The organism is Adhaeribacter swui (assembly GCF_014217805.1).
GTDB lineage: Bacteria > Bacteroidota > Bacteroidia > Cytophagales > Hymenobacteraceae > Adhaeribacter > Adhaeribacter swui.
On sequence record NZ_CP055156.1, the window covers coordinates 3,618,941 to 3,634,511 of the forward strand.

Annotated in this window: 11 protein-coding genes and 1 riboswitch; of the genes, 4 read left to right on the forward strand and 7 right to left on the reverse strand. The window is 45.2% G+C overall.

Annotation, left to right across the window (positions count from 1 at the left end):
* Positions 1-347: 347 nt before the first annotated feature.
* Together HUW51_RS15245 and HUW51_RS15250 are read right to left on the reverse strand one after the other, a co-directional pair.
* Positions 348-1,859, reverse strand: coding sequence for an outer membrane protein assembly factor BamB family protein (locus tag HUW51_RS15245; protein ID WP_185270493.1), 1,512 nt, complete (start codon positions 1,857-1,859; stop codon positions 348-350).
* A 195-nt stretch (positions 1,860-2,054) separates the two neighbouring features.
* Entirely contained in the window at positions 2,055-3,305 is a 1,251-nt protein-coding gene (locus HUW51_RS15250; protein ID WP_185270494.1) for a DUF5009 domain-containing protein, read from the reverse strand.
* A 390-nt stretch (positions 3,306-3,695) separates the two neighbouring features.
* Here HUW51_RS15250 and HUW51_RS15255 point away from each other — a divergent pair, with 390 nt between their 5' ends.
* Positions 3,696-4,775 (forward strand): alpha/beta hydrolase, encoded by a 1,080-nt coding sequence (locus HUW51_RS15255; protein WP_185270495.1) that lies wholly within the window; start codon positions 3,696-3,698, stop codon positions 4,773-4,775.
* 829 nt (positions 4,776-5,604) lie between these two features.
* Here the strand turns inward: HUW51_RS15255 and HUW51_RS15260 are convergent.
* From HUW51_RS15260 to HUW51_RS15280, 5 genes are all read right to left on the reverse strand, one after another.
* Complete coding sequence (locus tag HUW51_RS15260; RefSeq protein WP_185270496.1) at positions 5,605-7,875, reverse strand: M56 family metallopeptidase; 2,271 nt, start codon at positions 7,873-7,875, stop codon at positions 5,605-5,607.
* 12 nt (positions 7,876-7,887) lie between these two features.
* Positions 7,888-8,253, reverse strand: a complete 366-nt coding sequence (locus HUW51_RS15265) for a BlaI/MecI/CopY family transcriptional regulator (RefSeq protein WP_185270497.1) — start codon at positions 8,251-8,253, stop codon at positions 7,888-7,890.
* Between the two features lie 288 nt (positions 8,254-8,541).
* Positions 8,542-10,701: a xanthine dehydrogenase family protein molybdopterin-binding subunit gene (locus HUW51_RS15270; protein ID WP_228466667.1), complete on the reverse strand. Its 2,160-nt coding sequence runs from the start codon at positions 10,699-10,701 to the stop codon at positions 8,542-8,544.
* 11 nt (positions 10,702-10,712) lie between these two features.
* Entirely contained in the window at positions 10,713-11,165 is a 453-nt protein-coding gene (locus tag HUW51_RS15275) for a (2Fe-2S)-binding protein (protein ID WP_185270498.1), read from the reverse strand.
* A gap of 200 nt (positions 11,166-11,365) precedes the next feature.
* The gene (locus tag HUW51_RS15280; protein WP_185270499.1) at positions 11,366-12,061 is read right to left on the reverse strand and encodes a uracil-DNA glycosylase family protein; all 696 of its coding nucleotides are present in this window, start codon (positions 12,059-12,061) and stop codon (positions 11,366-11,368) included.
* Positions 12,062-12,256: 195 nt separating this feature from the next.
* A riboswitch (Fluoride riboswitch) is annotated at positions 12,257-12,324 on the forward strand.
* Positions 12,325-12,348: 24 nt separating this feature from the next.
* On the opposite strand from HUW51_RS15280, the gene HUW51_RS15285 reads away from it, so the two are divergent.
* The 3 genes from HUW51_RS15285 to HUW51_RS15295 all read left to right on the forward strand — a co-directional run bounded on the left by HUW51_RS15285 (position 12,349) and on the right by HUW51_RS15295 (position 15,468).
* A complete protein-coding gene (locus tag HUW51_RS15285; RefSeq protein ID WP_185270500.1) occupies positions 12,349-13,662 on the forward strand; it encodes a voltage-gated chloride channel family protein in 1,314 nt (437 codons plus the stop codon).
* Between the two features lie 185 nt (positions 13,663-13,847).
* Complete coding sequence (locus HUW51_RS15290; RefSeq protein WP_185270501.1) at positions 13,848-14,624, forward strand: DUF6503 family protein; 777 nt, start codon at positions 13,848-13,850, stop codon at positions 14,622-14,624.
* Positions 14,625-14,724: 100 nt separating this feature from the next.
* Complete coding sequence (locus HUW51_RS15295) at positions 14,725-15,468, forward strand: endonuclease (protein WP_185270502.1); 744 nt, start codon at positions 14,725-14,727, stop codon at positions 15,466-15,468.
* Positions 15,469-15,571 lie beyond the last annotated feature (103 nt).

Below are 15,571 nucleotides of genomic sequence, written 5' to 3' on the forward strand. Positions count from 1 at the left end.
CGCCGGGAAGTGCTAGCATTCAGAAATTTTAAAAAATAGCAAATAGGCTGCTGCTAAAACTTGATTTTTAGCTAATTCTAAAATTTCGGGTGATGTAATCTGATGTACTGTAAACGCGCAGTAAAAAAAGAAAATCGTTGAGCTATACTACGAATTAAATACTGAAGCTGTTTAGCATTCTAAAATTTAATAATTAGAGGTGCCAACTTGAAGCGAGTAGTATTTTGTGAAGCGATCCTGTTATGGTGGTGGAGATGCCGCAATGGCGAATCTTGCCTCTAGTTTTATAAATTCGAAACAGCTTCTAATTGAAAGTGAGCCGGTCGAAATAGATAATTTTTAAAATTTTAACGATAAGCAGTAAATACCCCCGAGCCATTAGAGCCCATGTAAGAACCCCATACGGGTTTGTCTTTTATTTTAATGGGCGTGTCGATACGCTTTACCCGCATGCCCAAAAACGAAAGTAAATCGGAGTGGCTATAATACTGGCAATGCACAATATCCAGGTAACCATCCTGATCGAGGTCGCCGATCCAAGGGGTAGAAAAGATATTTTTAAATCCTTTGGTTTGATCGATGGTGTTGATGGATTTATCTTTAAAATTGAGGGCGAGTAACTTGTTTTCAATCGGAAAAGAAGTTTGATTTAAAAGGCTGCGGTTGCAATCGTATTCGTTAATGCTGATAATCACTTCGTCTTGCCCGTCGTGGTTTAAATCGTAAACTACCGGCGATGAGAACCCGGAACAGCCCAAAGCATTTTTGTAGGCAATGGCGCCGTTTTTACCGTCGAGCATAATCTGGCGGGTACCTGTATTGTTGGGCCAGGCGCCTTTGCTCACGAAGGTAAAAAAATCGGGCGTGTCGTCGTCGGTAAAATAACCCACAGCAAAGCTGTTACTCGATTCAGTGCCGGGAATTTGTTGTTGCCAAAGCTGTTTTTGATTTTTTCCGTTTAAAGAAAAAACGGTACTGCCGTGCGAAATAGCAATAATATCCTGCTGGCCATCATCCGTAATATCCACTACTACCGGCGGGGCAATAAAGCCGTGTCCTTTTTCCGAAGCAATTACTTTGGCCCGGTTAAGTTTGCGCTGCATCAGATCCGAAAGTTTGACCTGGTATAAATTGCCCGAAATGGTTTCGCCGCCGGTGCCAAATAAAATCTGCCATTCTGTTTCGTTGGGTTGTTTAAAACACACCGGCGACATGTACGATTCCCGGCCGTCCGGCATGGTATCGGCGGCCAGTACGTGGCCGGTTTTCGGATCAATTACCATTAAAACTCCCGGGAAGCGATCCTGGGTAGAGTTAGGTTCGGCTTTGGCATTGCCGCCGTTGATGGTGAGCAGTTCTTTTAAGCCATCGTTATTTTGATCCGGGATCAGGGCCAGATTGTAAAAGTTAAAACGGGCATAGCGCAGCACCGGGTCTGTTTCGTACTGGTACTTATATTCCCAGATTACCTTACCGGTTTTGCCATCAAGCGCTTTCAGGTGGGGCGTACGACCACCAATAAACACATCTTTGATGCTATCGCCCGTAATATCGTACAAAGTAGCCGAGCCGTAAACCTGGTCGGGAGCTTCTTGCTGCCAGATTACTTTGCCGGTTTTTCCATCCAGGGCGATAATGCCTTGTTCGCTCACCTGAAATTCGTTTTTACCGGCACCCATTACAATATCCAACGTGCCATCCTGGTTTAAATCCGCCGTACGCGGCGACGATTGCGAGCCAATGGTATACAAGCTCTGGTCCCAGACCAAACTGCTTTGCGTTTTTTTAGGCGAACAGCCGCCCAGTAGCATTAAAAAATTTAAAAAAACAAAAGAAGCAAGAATTAAAAAGCGCCACATGGAACGGATAGAATAGTAAAAGCAGAGCGAAACCGAGCGGGTTAAAAGGAGTAATGGATTTATTTTAAAAGACAATCCAGCAAGATTCAACTGCGCTTAGTAAAACGGGTATTTAGGCTTGAGAATGAGAAAAATTTAAGAAATAACGGCTTATTCGGGTAGCCCGATAGTCTATAAACCTTTACTCTTGCTCCATTATAATTTCAGACGAACGCCGTTCCGGCTGAGCAAACCGGCTACACCCACGCAACCTAGCGCAAACACAAACGATTTAAGTAAACCCACGCCGCCCGTCAGCATCCAGGCCGGCAAGTCTATTTGTAACCCGTCCACTATAGCGTAGGCAAAGTAGGGGAGCAGGTAACACAATAAGGTATCGGTGCCGGCCGGTTTTATAAAACTAAACCACTGGGCTTTCCTCCGCATGTCAGTGAGCCAGTAAATTGCCATAAACGTGAGAATGGTTAAAGCGCTGCATAAAAACAACCAGGCCGGCGTAGCGCCGAGCTTCGCAATGCCCCAGTACGGCCTAGTGACGAAAGCCAACCCTAATAAGCCTACCGAAATACCCGCCAACACCAGTAATAACGTAGCAGATTTATGTTGCTGCCGGTAATGCTGCACCAGTAAAGTGGTAATTACGCCGCCCAAGGTAATCGCTACCAGCGTACCCCCTAGAATCGGGTTAGGGATAAAATTTAAAAAACTATCCAGCGGGATTAGTTTCGCGCTGGCTACCATGCTTAAACCGCAGAACAAAACCCAGGCCGCTACAATCACCAGATAGTTTCGGCCGGCAAAAAGTGTAATTAAAGCGCTGGCCAGGTAAGACCAACCAATTAACCCCAATATTCCCCACCAATACGTAGAGAACCGGCTTAGTTCTTCGCCTTCGCCGCCCCGGTAAACAAAAGCTAAAGCGAGCAGGATAACTACCCCCAGCCCTTGTAATACACGCGCTACCACCGGCTTTACTTTAACGGGGTATAAATTCCAGATCAGGATAAAAGATAAACAAGATAAGGAATACCAGGCAGTGCGCGACATACCGGTGGCGTCAGTGTGAAGGTATTCGCCGTTTACCAAAAACAAACCCATTACCAGCAAAGCCAGCGTGCGGGCGCCAATGTGGCCTAACAAAGTAGTTGTATTATCGCCTTTCTTTTTACGGGCTGCAATCGCCAGCGGAATAGACATACCCACGATAAACAGAAAAGCAGGAAAAACCGTATCGGCCAGGCCCAAGCCATCCACGCCGCGCGGAACGTGCTCCAGCCAGGCCGGGATATCCCGCAGCGACCACAGGTCGTTCACAAAAATCATTAACACCATGGTAATGGCCCGCAAAATATCAATGGACGCCAGCCGTGCAGCTGTGGCCTGGGTGGTAGAAATAGGTTTTAACTCCGGGGCAGTAGTTAAGGTAGAAGCTTGGGTCAGAGCCATTTTGTTTGGTTTTGGTAGCGTAGAAATATAAAAGATTTACCGTACTTATCCAATTCTAAAGAGCAGCTTTTAAATTGATGAGTGCAAAAGAAATGAAGTCTAATGAAATCAGAGAAAACGTGACCAGAATAAATTTTGCTTTGAACCGATATATTTTCCTAAGCCATTAGTAATGAAAATATAGGAAAGGGCGGTGCCGTTGTTTGTGTCTTCACAAACAACTTTAAAAGCCTGAAGCAGAAGTTTTAAAATGGTAAAATATCTTCCATAAAATGAAAAATTTAAAAATTTAAAGTTTAGGTCCTTCCTAACCGGGTTCTTATCTAACAGCAAATTTCTTAAATCCGGAATATTGTTTAATTTTCCTTCCGTACTAAACTTAATTCCCGCATGAAGCGCTGTTTACTTTTTTATCGCCTGGTATGTTTACTCGCAGTTTTTACTTTAAGCGCTAGCCGCAATGGGTTTAGCCAAACTAATGCGGCTAAGGCGGGCAAAGTCGAAAGAATTAAAGTCCACGGCAAAGGCCTGGAAAATAATTTGTCCGGCGACTCGCCCGACCGGGAAGTATCGGTGTATTTGCCGCCCAGTTATCAAACCAATACTAAAAAACGCTACCCGGTAATTTACCTGCTGCACGGCTACACCGACAGCGATGCTAAGCTGTATGGTTTCGAAAAACACTGGATGAGCTTGCCCGAAGTTTTAAATAAGGCTTACGCTGGCGGCAGTAAAAAAGAATTTATTTTTGTGACGCCTAACGCTTATACCCGCTTTCAGGGCAGCATGTATTCCAACTCGGCCACTACGGGCAACTGGGAAGATTTTGTGGCGAAAGAATTAGTGGCTTATATCGATAAAAATTACCGCACCATTCCGGCAGCGGCCAGCCGCGGCTTAGCCGGGCACTCCATGGGTGGTTACGGGGCCATGCGCATCGGGCAAAAATACCCCGAGATTTTTTCGAGTTTGTACTTATTAAGCCCGTGTTGTTTAGAAACCAACAGCAACGTACCCCAGGATGAAGCCGCTCAAGCCAAGCTAGCGGGTATAAAAACCCAGGCCGATTTTGAAAAAGCGGATTTCTTTACCAAAGCCATGTTTGCCTCCGCCGCCGCCTGGTCGCCGAACCCGGCCAAAGCTCCTTTTTACCTGGATTTGCCCTTGGAAAATGGCCAGTTACAAACCCAGGTTATCGCTAAATGGACGGCCAACCGCCCACTTGCCAGCATCGACCAGCATATTTTTGCCATCCGGAAATTACGCGGCATTGCCTTCGACGCCGGCGACCAGGATAAAAGCATTGCTGCCAGTATTAAAGAACTGGATAAAATACTGAACGCCTACGGCATTAAACATTTCTACGAAGAATACGACGGCGACCACGTTAACCGCGTTGCCGACCGGATTGGCAATAACCTGTTAAAATTCTTTTCGGAGAACTTAGTTACGGAGCAGGTTAAGAAGTAGGTGGCTGAGTAGTAGTACTAGATCATAATCGTATTAAAGACTACAATAGATTACTTTTAAAGGTAATTCTTTGTAGACTTTTCAAGTCTACATGCTTTGGTGCTATCTAACTTGAAAAGTAACCAGTTTGCCTCATGGCCGGCAGGCCCCGTTTGGCTCTTCCGCACTCGCTAGCCTTCCTTTCCTCGACTCCGTCTGCGGAATTTTGCTCCGCAAAAACGGAACCCTAGCAGGTGCTCCACAGCCAAACTGATGTCAGTTGCACTTAGCTTCTGCTTAGCTAGGATTAAATTAACTTGGCGAAATTTTTAAATTTTAGGTAAACCATCTGGTTAAGTTTAGAAGAAAGGCCACTGATCTCTCTTTAACTAAAAAGAAGAACGTCATCCCGAGCCTGTCGAGGGATCTAAAGGGTACCGCCAGTAACGGTATTATTTAGTTTCTTCCACAGGCTCAGAATGACCATCTGTATTTCTTTAATAATAAATTTCACTGATTATTTAAAAAATATTCTGGTTCAGCAAACTAAAGCTAAGTGCAAAGATACCAGTTTGGCTGTTGAGGGCCTTTTAGCGATTCGGTGTGGCGGAGCCACATTCCGCAGCGGAGCGAGGAAAGATTCGCTAAACCGCCCGAAAGAGCCAAACGAGGCCCGCCGGCCATGAGGCAAACTGGTTACTTTTCAAGTTAGATAGCACCAAAGCATGTAGACTTGAAAAGTCTACAAAGAATAACGTAAATATCTGCTACAAAAACTGCATAATCATTACAAAGAGAACGAGCGGTTATGATTTAACCGCTCCTTTTCTTTTAGCACAAATTTTAAAAATCAATCCTTAAGCGCCTTAATGGCACCATCATGAATTTTAAGAGTAATGTACTTATCCAGGCTGTTGAAGTTATAACCTTTTTTCCGGGCTTGGGCAATAAAGTTACCGTCGATGTCGTGGATTTTTGCTTCTACCATTTTGTCCAGATCTACATTCTGGAAACCGGCTTTTTTTAAATCGGCAATATACGCGGCATTTACCCCGTGAATTTGCGCGTTTACCATTTGCTCGAAATCTAAGTCTTTAGAGCCTAAATCTCGGATGGCTTTAACCGTTGAAGCGCCTAAATTGTGAATGCGGGCCTGCAAGGTTTGATCCAGGGTCAAATTTTTCAGGCCGGCCGCTTGCAGTTCTTTAATATAATCCGCGTCTACGCCGTGAATATTTAGCTGCATCATGTTATCCAGGCTAAGCTCGCCAAAGCCTAACGCGCGCAATGCTTTAACCGATTCCGGGTTGATGTTATGAATTTTAGCTTCGATCACTTTATTCATGGGTAAATTAGTAATGCCCGTTTTCTTTAAATCCGCCACATAAGCTGCGTTTACCCCGTGGATTTTGGCTTCCATCATTTTTTTCATGCTCAAATCTTTAAAGCCCATTTTCTCGATTTCCTGCACGTACTTTTGATCAATGCCGTGGATTTTTGCTTCTATTACTTCTCCTAAAGTTGGTTTTTTGTGGCTGTGTTGCTGAAACATACCCAAATAGCTTTGATGATCCGACATTGAGATGTTGTGAATAGCGGATTCTAATAATCGTTCGCCGGTTACCTCGGCGTAGTTATTTTTTAAAAAATCAACGTAGGCACGGTTCACATTGGCAAAAAACAAATGAAACAACAGGTTGCGGTCATCGGCTACTAAGTTGTTGGCAGCTAAATACTTTTTAAAATTGCTATTTTCGGTGAAAGTGTATTTGCCCTGACTTACCTCAGCCTCCAGGTTGCCATTTAACTGTAAAGTGCCTACCTCGTTGGTCATGGAATAAACCGCGTTGCCCGTTTTTTGAAAAAGCTTCTTCGAGAAGCACTCCGACATGTTCCAGCTTGAGGCACGTTGGCCGCCTTTTAACTCCAGGCAATAATCAGTACCATCCTGGTGGCTGTACCAATAGCCTTTGGCCATATCTACATCGCCTTGCTGGTAGCGAATAGAGCTGTTTTGTTTGTTTTTGGGTTGGTCGGGCTCGGAAGCAGGTTCTTTATCCCGGGTGGGTTTTGCTTTATTTCCCAGGTCGGCATCATCGGGGTTTACGGTGCGAGCGGCCAATAAAATGTCGTTGAAGGGCAATTCCTGGCTGGTGGCCGGTTCGTTCATGATTAGCACCGTGCCGAAAAACAAGGGTACCAGAAAACTGTACTTCCAGTAAGCGCTGGCGGTAGATTTTTTCGCGTTCATCATCTTGATTCTTTGTTTTAGTAAGGACTGATTGTAATTGGTAGTTATGCTGAGGGGTTTATTCGGCACGGCGATTTGCAACAAATTAAATTGGTACTCTTGCGGATTAATGGGTTCGGTTTGCAGCAGCGCAGCGTCTGTTTGGTACTCATTGTTTTTCTCGATTTCGCGCTTAAACCACCAGGCTACCGGGTTAAACCAAAGCACGATTACGGCCACTTCGGCCAATAGCAAATCCAGGCTGTGTTTGAGCCGCACGTGAATTTTCTCGTGCGCCAAGATTTGCTCGTAGGTAGCAAAATCGTAGTTGTTGGGGTAGATAAAAATAAATTTAAAAAAAGAGCAGGGTGCCTGGGGCCGACTGGTATTTACAATCACCGCTTCCCCGTCATTTACCTTATCTTCGGATTTTAAAGCCTGGTAAAACAAACTGCCTACCTGAAAAACCAAGTTAAGCGCAAAAATTCCTACGCCAAACAAATAAAGCAGCCCCAACCAAAACCAACCACTAAAGTTATTTTTGGAGTCATTACTGGTAGCATTAGCGCTTGATTTTGCCTCGGGCCCGACCGACGTCTTGATGGTAACGGAAGTGCTTACTTCCGGGGAAACAGCCGTTTTTTCCGGTACTTCAGTAACTTGCCAGGTTGGTGGTGCCGACTGACCCGGTGATTGGAAGGCCGTTGTTAAATACCCCTGGTGGTTGATTAAAGCTGGCAATGCTACAAAGGGCAAAACAAAAGCTAAGCCTAATCCCGCAAGTAAATAAAACCGGTTGAGGGCAAAAAAGCTTTCCTGCTGCAATATTAATTTATAAAACAGGAAAACCACCGTGAGAGCGAAAGAGGCTTTTAGTAAAAACTCGATCATGGCTTGTAAAGATTAGTTGCTTTTTTGGGAATTAATGATGCGGATCAGTTCGTCCAGTTCTTCGTTGGAGAGGTTTTCTTCCTTAGCAAAATGGGTGATCATTTTGGAAAAGGAATTGCCGAAATACTTGCTCTTAATATGGGCTACGTCTTGCTGCCGGTACTCGGCCAATGTAATTAAAGGAGAATACCGGTAAGTATTGCCTATTTTTTCAGCGTTTAAAAAACCTTTGTCCGTCAGAATTTTAACCATGGTGGCAATGGTATTGTAGTGCGGTTTGGGTTCCGGTAGGGCATCAATAATATCCTTCACGAAAGCGTGCTGGAGTTGCCAGACTACCTGCATGATTTGTTCTTCGCGTTTTCCTAATTTTTGCATGTTTTCCGTTGTTTTTTCAATACTACTAATAGATTAGGAGTAATCCTAATAAATTAGTAGAAAAACTAATGAATTAGGAGTTTTCAGGAAAAATCAGCCTTAAAGAACAACCGGGATTGTTTATTAGGGAGTTACCAATGGAGAAAAGATAGTAATGCTGTACCGAAGAGTAATAATTAAAAAAGATTTTAAATTTTCTTGTTTGGTGATACTAACTATCAACCAGGAGATGAAAAAGGGAGAGCTGCAAACTAAAAGTACTCACCCTTTTTTAAATTTTTGATTCTTCTAACTCTTTTTAAAATGAGCGGCCAAGCCTTGCGGTGCTAAAGGAAGTGTCGTTAATTTTATTCCGGTAGCATCCGCAATACCGTTGCGGATAGCGGGAGCAATGCCCACAATCGGTGCTTCGCCAGCGCCCGCCGAAGGCAAATCCGGACGGTTTAACTGCACTATTTGGATGGCCGGCACATCTTTAAACCGGGGTACCCGGTACTGGGCAAAAGTAGGGTTTAAGATTTTCCCATCCTGAAAGTCGATGGCCTCGAACAATGCGCCGCCTAAGCCTTGCACAATGGCGCCTAAAATCTGGTTATCGAGGTGTTCGGGGTTAATAATGGCGCCGCACTCAAAAGCCGTCACCATCCGGATAACTTTTACCTCGCCGGTTTGCCGGTTAACCGCTACTTCGGCGCAGGAAGCCGTGAAGCCGCCTTTTTCGGTGCCGCCCGCAATGCCAAAGCCGTGATCCGGAGCGGGTTTGGATTTACCCCAACCAAAATTTTGCGCCGCTGCATTTAGCACCGCCTCTAAGCGCGGATTTTTTAAGTTTTTAAGCCGGAACTCCAGTGGGTCTTGGTTTACCAGTTGCGCCAGATCGTTCATGTGCGATTCCAGGGCAAATATATTGGCGGTAGAGGCCAGGCCGCGGTAAGAACCTTGCTTTAAGGGCGAATCCACGGGATGATACTGGATTTGCTGGTTTTCTACTTCGTAGGGGGTATGAATGCCCGCGCCGCCGGAGTTGTAGTTATGAAATTCCCAGGCGGTAAGCGTACCATCGTTTTTCAAGCCGCTGTTTATTTCTATGACCCCGGCTGGCCGGAAATAAGCCCAGGTAAACTCTTCGGTACGGGTCCAGGTAAGTTTTACGGGTTTACGGGAAACTTGGGCTAGCTTCGCGGCTTCCAGGGCCGCTTCGCCGGAGTGTTTACCGCCGTAAGCCGAGCCGGTGTCGGGCATGATTACCCGCACTTGTTCTTCTTTTAATTTAAATTCCTCGGCTAAGTCGCTGCGCACGCCAAAAGGGCGTTGGGTACCCGTCCAGACGGTAAGTTTATCGTTTTCCCACTGGGCCAAAGCGGCCCGGGGTTCCATGGGCGCATGGGCAATGTACTCCACGGTATACGTGGCCGTTAACTTTTTATCGGCTACGGTTAGCCCTGTGGTAATATTGCCTTTGCTGCTGCCCCCGTTTCGGCCGCCTTGCTGACCGGCCTCAGCGTTCTTTTTTAAAAAATTAAAAATTTCGGACCGCGCAGGTTGCGGTTTTTCTTGCCATTGGGCTTTTATGGCGGTAATGGCTTTAGTCGCGGTAACCACATCGGGGGCTGCTACGCCCACAAAATCGCCTTCGTGCACCACCGTAACCCCGCTCATGGCTTTGGCTCCGGATAAATCCAAGGAAGTAAGAGTAGCGCCGAAGCTGGGTGGCCGCAAAATTTTACCGTACAACATGCCGGGCAATTTCATATCGGAAACGTACTGGTGCTTGCCCGTTATAAAGTTGCGGCCGTTTACTTTAGGTATTGAAGTGCCGGCAATTTTCCAGTCGCTAACGGGAGTAAAAGATAAGTCGCCCGGAATGGTTTGCGTGAGTTGCTGGCCTTTTACCAAATCGGCGTAAATGATGGTTTTACGACTGGCCGGATGCGTAATGGCGCCATCAATAGCTTGAAGGCTGTTTTTATCTGCTTTCCATTTTTCAGCTGCCATGGTCAATAAGGTTTCGCGGGCACTAATGGCGGCTTTGCGGAGTTGCGGCCCCATGGCTGGCGTGCTGCGACTGCCAAAGGTACCGGCATCGTAAGGCACCCGATCCGTGTCGCCCATTATTATTCTAATATGTTCGATGGGAACGCGTAATTCCTCGGCTACCACTTGGGCCAATGACGTGCGAATGTTTTGGCCAACCTCTACTTTCCCGGTAAACACGGTAATTACGTTTTTCGGGCTGATGTGCAACCAGGCGCCAATCTGGTCTTCGGGTAATTTTCCGGTTAAAACATTTACTGCTTCGGATTCACCGTTAAGCACTGTCGGCGGAAATACAACTGCCACCGCCAAGCCCTTGCCCAGCCATTTAAAAAAAGTACGCCGGTTCATCTCCTGGCCAATTAAATTGGTTTGTTCTGGCCGATCTTGTGAGTTAGGATTGAATAGCTCCATTTTTTAAAATTTTAAGCTTGCGAGGCGGCTTCCTGAATGGCTTTTACGATGCGGGGATAGGTGCCACAGCGGCACACATTGCCGTTCATAAAATCAATGATCTGTTCTTCGGAAGGTTGCGGATTACTTTTGAGCAGCGCTACCGTGGACATTACCATGCCCGAAGCACAGTAGCCGCACTGGAAAACATCTACTTTTAAATAAGCTTCCTGCACGGGGTGTAATTTTCCGGTTTTGTTTAGGCCTTCAATGGTGGTAATTTCCTTGCCGGCCAGGCTGCTGATTGGCGTTTGGCAAGAACGAGTGGCTTTGCCATCGACTAAAACCGTACAGGCACCGCACTGGCCTTCGCCGCAGCCGTACTTGGTGCCGGTTAAATCAAATTCGTCGCGCAGCACCCACAACAAGCGGGTTTCCGGTAGGGCCTGGCTGGTACGCTTTTTTTCGTTAATTTGTAGCTCCATGTTTTGCCTGTAGTTAGCTAAATACTTGAAAGCTATTTATTTTTAAGGACAAAGGCAAGAATTTTACCGGATCAATTAAAGCCAGGTGAGCACTCCCGGATAAGTCAACCCGATTTGGAATGGCGATCTTATCTTGGGTTATAAAGATTTACCCAAAATAATTTACTTGTTTTTTATTTGATGCTGTTTAGGTCTGAGAATTATAAAACTTCCTGAAATGCCCGCAGGTATTTATCAATGTAAAATTGCTTGGATTTCGTTTTGTATTGCATCACGAAGCGCGGGTGCTCCAGGGCCACAATCGATTTAAAGAATTGTTGCTCGTCGTTGAGTTTTTTTAAAAATTTCTCGTTTTTGCCGGTGCCAAAACAAAAACAAACGTCGGTGTTAATGCCAAAATTAATTTGCTTTTGTATGCTTTCCACGATAAACGGGTACACGGCTCGGGTTAAGTCGGGTTGGTCGTAGTAATTGTAGTTTACCTCGTTGCCGTTTTTGCCTTGCGCCGTAAAACCCAGTGGACAAACAGAATTAATGTAAAATTTTTGGTAAAAAGCTTCGGGGCCGCCAAAAGCATTTACCACCTCATACACAAATACCGACGAAGGTTCGTGGGTTTCTTTGCCCGAGTACGCAATGCCGCATTCTTTTTGCAAACGCTTGGGGTCGGTAAAAGGCACGCCCGTTAATCCGCCGCCAAACCGGCCCGGGTTAATGCCCAGAATCATGTGCCGCGGGTTGTAATCGGCGTAGTACTTGCGGTAAAACACAGACGATACTGGCAGAATTTCTTTATTCTCCCGAAACGGATTTAAGATATTAACGCCTGCCGGCAACTGACCGGTAAACTGCAGATGAGTATTAAATTGAATAACTTTTTCGGCAAAGGTGTACATGTGCTATTTTAAAGCGATTTTTTAAATTTTTTAATTTCCCAGACAGCTTCGGTGCGATTAAGCAGGTATCTGGTAAATAAACGTTATTATGCATTAAATCTGTTTACCTGTTCGGGTTAACCAACCAAATTTATTTCGCTGGTTTCATTAAAAACAAGAACTCATTTTAAATTTAAACCAGATTGTTATATTTGCGCCGGTACAGGAAATGGTGTCTTCCTGCGGAAACCGCTCCCTCTGGAGCTGATGGCGCCTACAGATAAAATAATTTAAAATTATTTGTAGCTATGCCGCGCTTTTTCTCTAACCTGCAACAAGCCTCGATTTTTAAACATCTCCTGAAATGGACTTTGCTGGCCTTGCCCATTGCGGCTGGAGTAGGTTCGTTGGTAGCATTGTTTTTATGGTTGTTAGATGTTGCCACGCAATACCGTTTCCAGCATCCTAATTTATTGTATTTACTGCCTGTAGCTGGTGTTTTTATTTACGCGCTTTACAAGTACCTGGGCAAAAATGCCGAGGCGGGTAATAATTTGATTCTGGACCATATTCACGAGCCGGGCGCCGGTATTCCGTTGCGCATGGCGCCCCTGGTTTTAGTTACTACCATTATTACACATTTATTTGGCGGCTCGGCGGGTCGTGAAGGTACGGCCGTGCAGATTGGCGGCAGCATTTCTTACTACCTGGGCCAAAAGTTAAAACTAAGCTCTGCAGATATTTCAATTATGTTGCTCTGCGGGATGGCCGCTGGTTTTGGGGCCGTGTTTGGTACGCCGGTTACGGGGGCGGTATTTGCCCTGGAGGTACTGGCCATCGGCGTTATCCGGTACAAGGCGCTGCTCCCGTGTTTAATCGCGGCCGTTCTGGCCGATTTGGTGTGTTCGGCTTGGGGCATTCACCATACGCAGTACCGAATTACTTTTCAGAAAATGCCATTTAACTTAACTACGTTTCTGCAAACCGATTATTTATTGTTGTTAAAAGTGATTGGCGCCAGTATCGCTTTTGGTTTAGTTTCCCAGCTTTTTGCCCGCACTACGCATATATTTAAAAATCTGGCCAATCAAGATATTTCGATAAAATGGTTGATTCCGGTAGTAGGTGGTTTATTGATCATTAGCCTTACCTTTCTGCTACAAACCCCGGATTATTTAGGCTTGGGCGTAGTGCCCCCGCCGGGTGGACAGGTGAGCATTACCACCGCTTTTACGGTTGGCGGAGCCACTTATTTTAGCTGGTTCTGGAAGTTACTGTTTACCGCTATTACTTTGGGCATGGGTTTTAAAGGCGGCGAAGTAACACCGCTATTTTTTATTGGGGCTACCTTGGGCAATACGTTGGCGGTGCTTACCGGCGCACCCGTGGATTTAATGGCCGCTTTAGGTTTTATCGCGGTATTTGCCGGCGCTACCAATACGCCCCTGGCTTGCACGTTAATGGGAGTGGAGTTGTTTGGCGGTGAACCCGTTTTGTATTTTGCCGTTGCGTGTTTTACGGCGTATTATTTTAGCGGCCACCAGGGTATTTACGCGGCGCAACGAGTCGCAATTAATAAGGTATGGCATTCCAGAGAAAACAAAAATACACCGGATGAATAGCTTACTTAAATTTTAAATTTTTAAAAATATCATTTGTAATAGCAGATAACCTGGTGCTTTGCGTTATAAAGCGGAGCTTTCCGGGTTTTAAGACTTTCTTGAATCTGCCCAGAATTTAGGTAAATGGTACCGGGATTTTTTGAATCTAAGTTTTTTACAGTATCTATTGGTTTAAAAGGTAACGTATGCGATCCATCCAGCTATTAGCTTTGTTTGTTTTAATCTGTTTGGGCAGTGGCTGCCAATCGCGCCAGACCAAACAAGAAGCTGCTCCAACTGAACCCGCAGATAAAGAAGCCCAGCAGATTGTAGACAAAGCCATTGCCCGCCATGGTGGTAAAAGATTTGAAAATTTACAAATAGCTTTTGATTTTCGGGATCGCCATTACGAAGCATCCCGCCAAGGCGGCATTTATACGTATACCCGATCTTTTACCGATTCTACGGGCCAGGTGAAGGATGTTTTAACCAACGATTCGTTTACCCGCACCATTAACGGACAAGTGCAAAAACTACCCGACGAGCGGGTGAAAGCTTTTACGGCTTCGGTAAATTCGGTTATTTATTTTGCCTTGCTACCGTTTGGGTTAAATGATCCGGCCGTTAAAAAAGAACTAATCGGCACCACTACCATTAAAAATACGCCTTACGCTAAAATAAAAATAACCTTTACGCAGGAAGGCGGCGGTACTGATTTTAAGGATGAGTTTTTATACTTTATCAATCAACAAACCAACACCCTGGATTATTTTGGCTACACCTATGCCACCGAAGGCGGCGGCATCCGTTTCCGCGAAGCCATCAATCCCCGGGAAATTAAAGGTATTCGGTTTCAGGATTACGTGAATTACGCACCCACCGATTCTCTGGATTTCTGGCAAATAGAACAGCAATTTTCCGCCGGAAAGCTGAAAGAGTTTTCCCGGATTGAGTTACAAAACATTCAGGTAAAAAATAGCTGAAAATTCGTTACTAGTTGCTCGTTATTCGTTGTTAGAGCAATGAGTAAGATGATGATTGTACAATTGTCGGTCATCAACGAACAACGAGTAACGAACTAATATGCCCGAAGGACCCCGGATTGCTTTCTTAAAAGAACAACTAGACCCATTTGTGGGGCAGACGTTGGTAGAAGCGCAGGGTACCGCTAAAAATATTCCATTCGCTTTATTACCGGAGCAAACCTTAATTGAAATCAAGACCTTCGGAAAAGAACTGTTATTGTGTTTTCCGGATTTCGCTTTGCGTATTCACCTCATGTTTTTTGGTAAATACGCCATTAATGCCGAATTAAACCGCGAATTGCAATTAGGTTTAATGTTTGAAACCGGGGTAGTAAATTTTTACGCCTGCGATTGCCGGTATATTCCCGAACCCTTAGACCAACTATACGACTGGACCACGGATGTACTGCACCCGGCCTTTGACCAGGATAAAGCATTAGAGCAATTACAGCGTAAACCAGACCAACTCATCTGCGATGCCATCCAGGATCAAACTATTTTGGCGGGCGTAGGCAATGGCATTAAAAATGAAGTTTTATTCCGGACCCAACTGCATCCCTTAAGTACCGTAGGCGCAATTCCGGAAATTAAATTAAAAAACCTCATCCGAACCTGTGTCGCTTTTAGCCACGAATACTTGTCCTGGAAGCAGGAAGGTGCCAATACGAATAACTGGCTGGTTTACCAGCGAAATACTTGTCCCCGGGATCTCGTACCTCTACGAAAAGAAAAGCTCGGCAAAACCAAGCGTTCTTGTTATTACTGCGAAATGTGTCAGGAATTGTATTCTTCTGCTTTTTAAAAATCTTTGAGTAGGAAGCTCGGTTAAGTATATAGTTATTACTTGTAGCCTGTTCCAGTCTCCAGGCTTTGGTGCTATCTAACCCCTCCACCCTAAAGGGCAC

Bases quoted from the DNA above. Each gene is read 5' to 3' on its own strand.
- HUW51_RS15245 (WP_185270493.1), bottom strand. From the start codon at position 1,859: ATGTGGCGCTTTTTAATTCTTGCTTCTTTTGTTTTTTTAAATTTTTTA.
- HUW51_RS15250 (WP_185270494.1), bottom strand. From the start codon at position 3,305: ATGGCTCTGACCCAAGCTTCTACCTTAACTACTGCCCCGGAGTTAAAA.
- HUW51_RS15255 (WP_185270495.1), top strand. From the start codon at position 3,696: ATGAAGCGCTGTTTACTTTTTTATCGCCTGGTATGTTTACTCGCAGTT.
- HUW51_RS15260 (WP_185270496.1), bottom strand. From the start codon at position 7,875: ATGATCGAGTTTTTACTAAAAGCCTCTTTCGCTCTCACGGTGGTTTTC.
- HUW51_RS15265 (WP_185270497.1), bottom strand. From the start codon at position 8,253: ATGCAAAAATTAGGAAAACGCGAAGAACAAATCATGCAGGTAGTCTGG.
- HUW51_RS15270 (WP_228466667.1), bottom strand. From the start codon at position 10,701: ATGGAGCTATTCAATCCTAACTCACAAGATCGGCCAGAACAAACCAAT.
- HUW51_RS15275 (WP_185270498.1), bottom strand. From the start codon at position 11,165: ATGGAGCTACAAATTAACGAAAAAAAGCGTACCAGCCAGGCCCTACCG.
- HUW51_RS15280 (WP_185270499.1), bottom strand. From the start codon at position 12,061: ATGTACACCTTTGCCGAAAAAGTTATTCAATTTAATACTCATCTGCAG.
- HUW51_RS15285 (WP_185270500.1), top strand. From the start codon at position 12,349: ATGCCGCGCTTTTTCTCTAACCTGCAACAAGCCTCGATTTTTAAACAT.
- HUW51_RS15290 (WP_185270501.1), top strand. From the start codon at position 13,848: ATGCGATCCATCCAGCTATTAGCTTTGTTTGTTTTAATCTGTTTGGGC.
- HUW51_RS15295 (WP_185270502.1), top strand. From the start codon at position 14,725: ATGCCCGAAGGACCCCGGATTGCTTTCTTAAAAGAACAACTAGACCCA.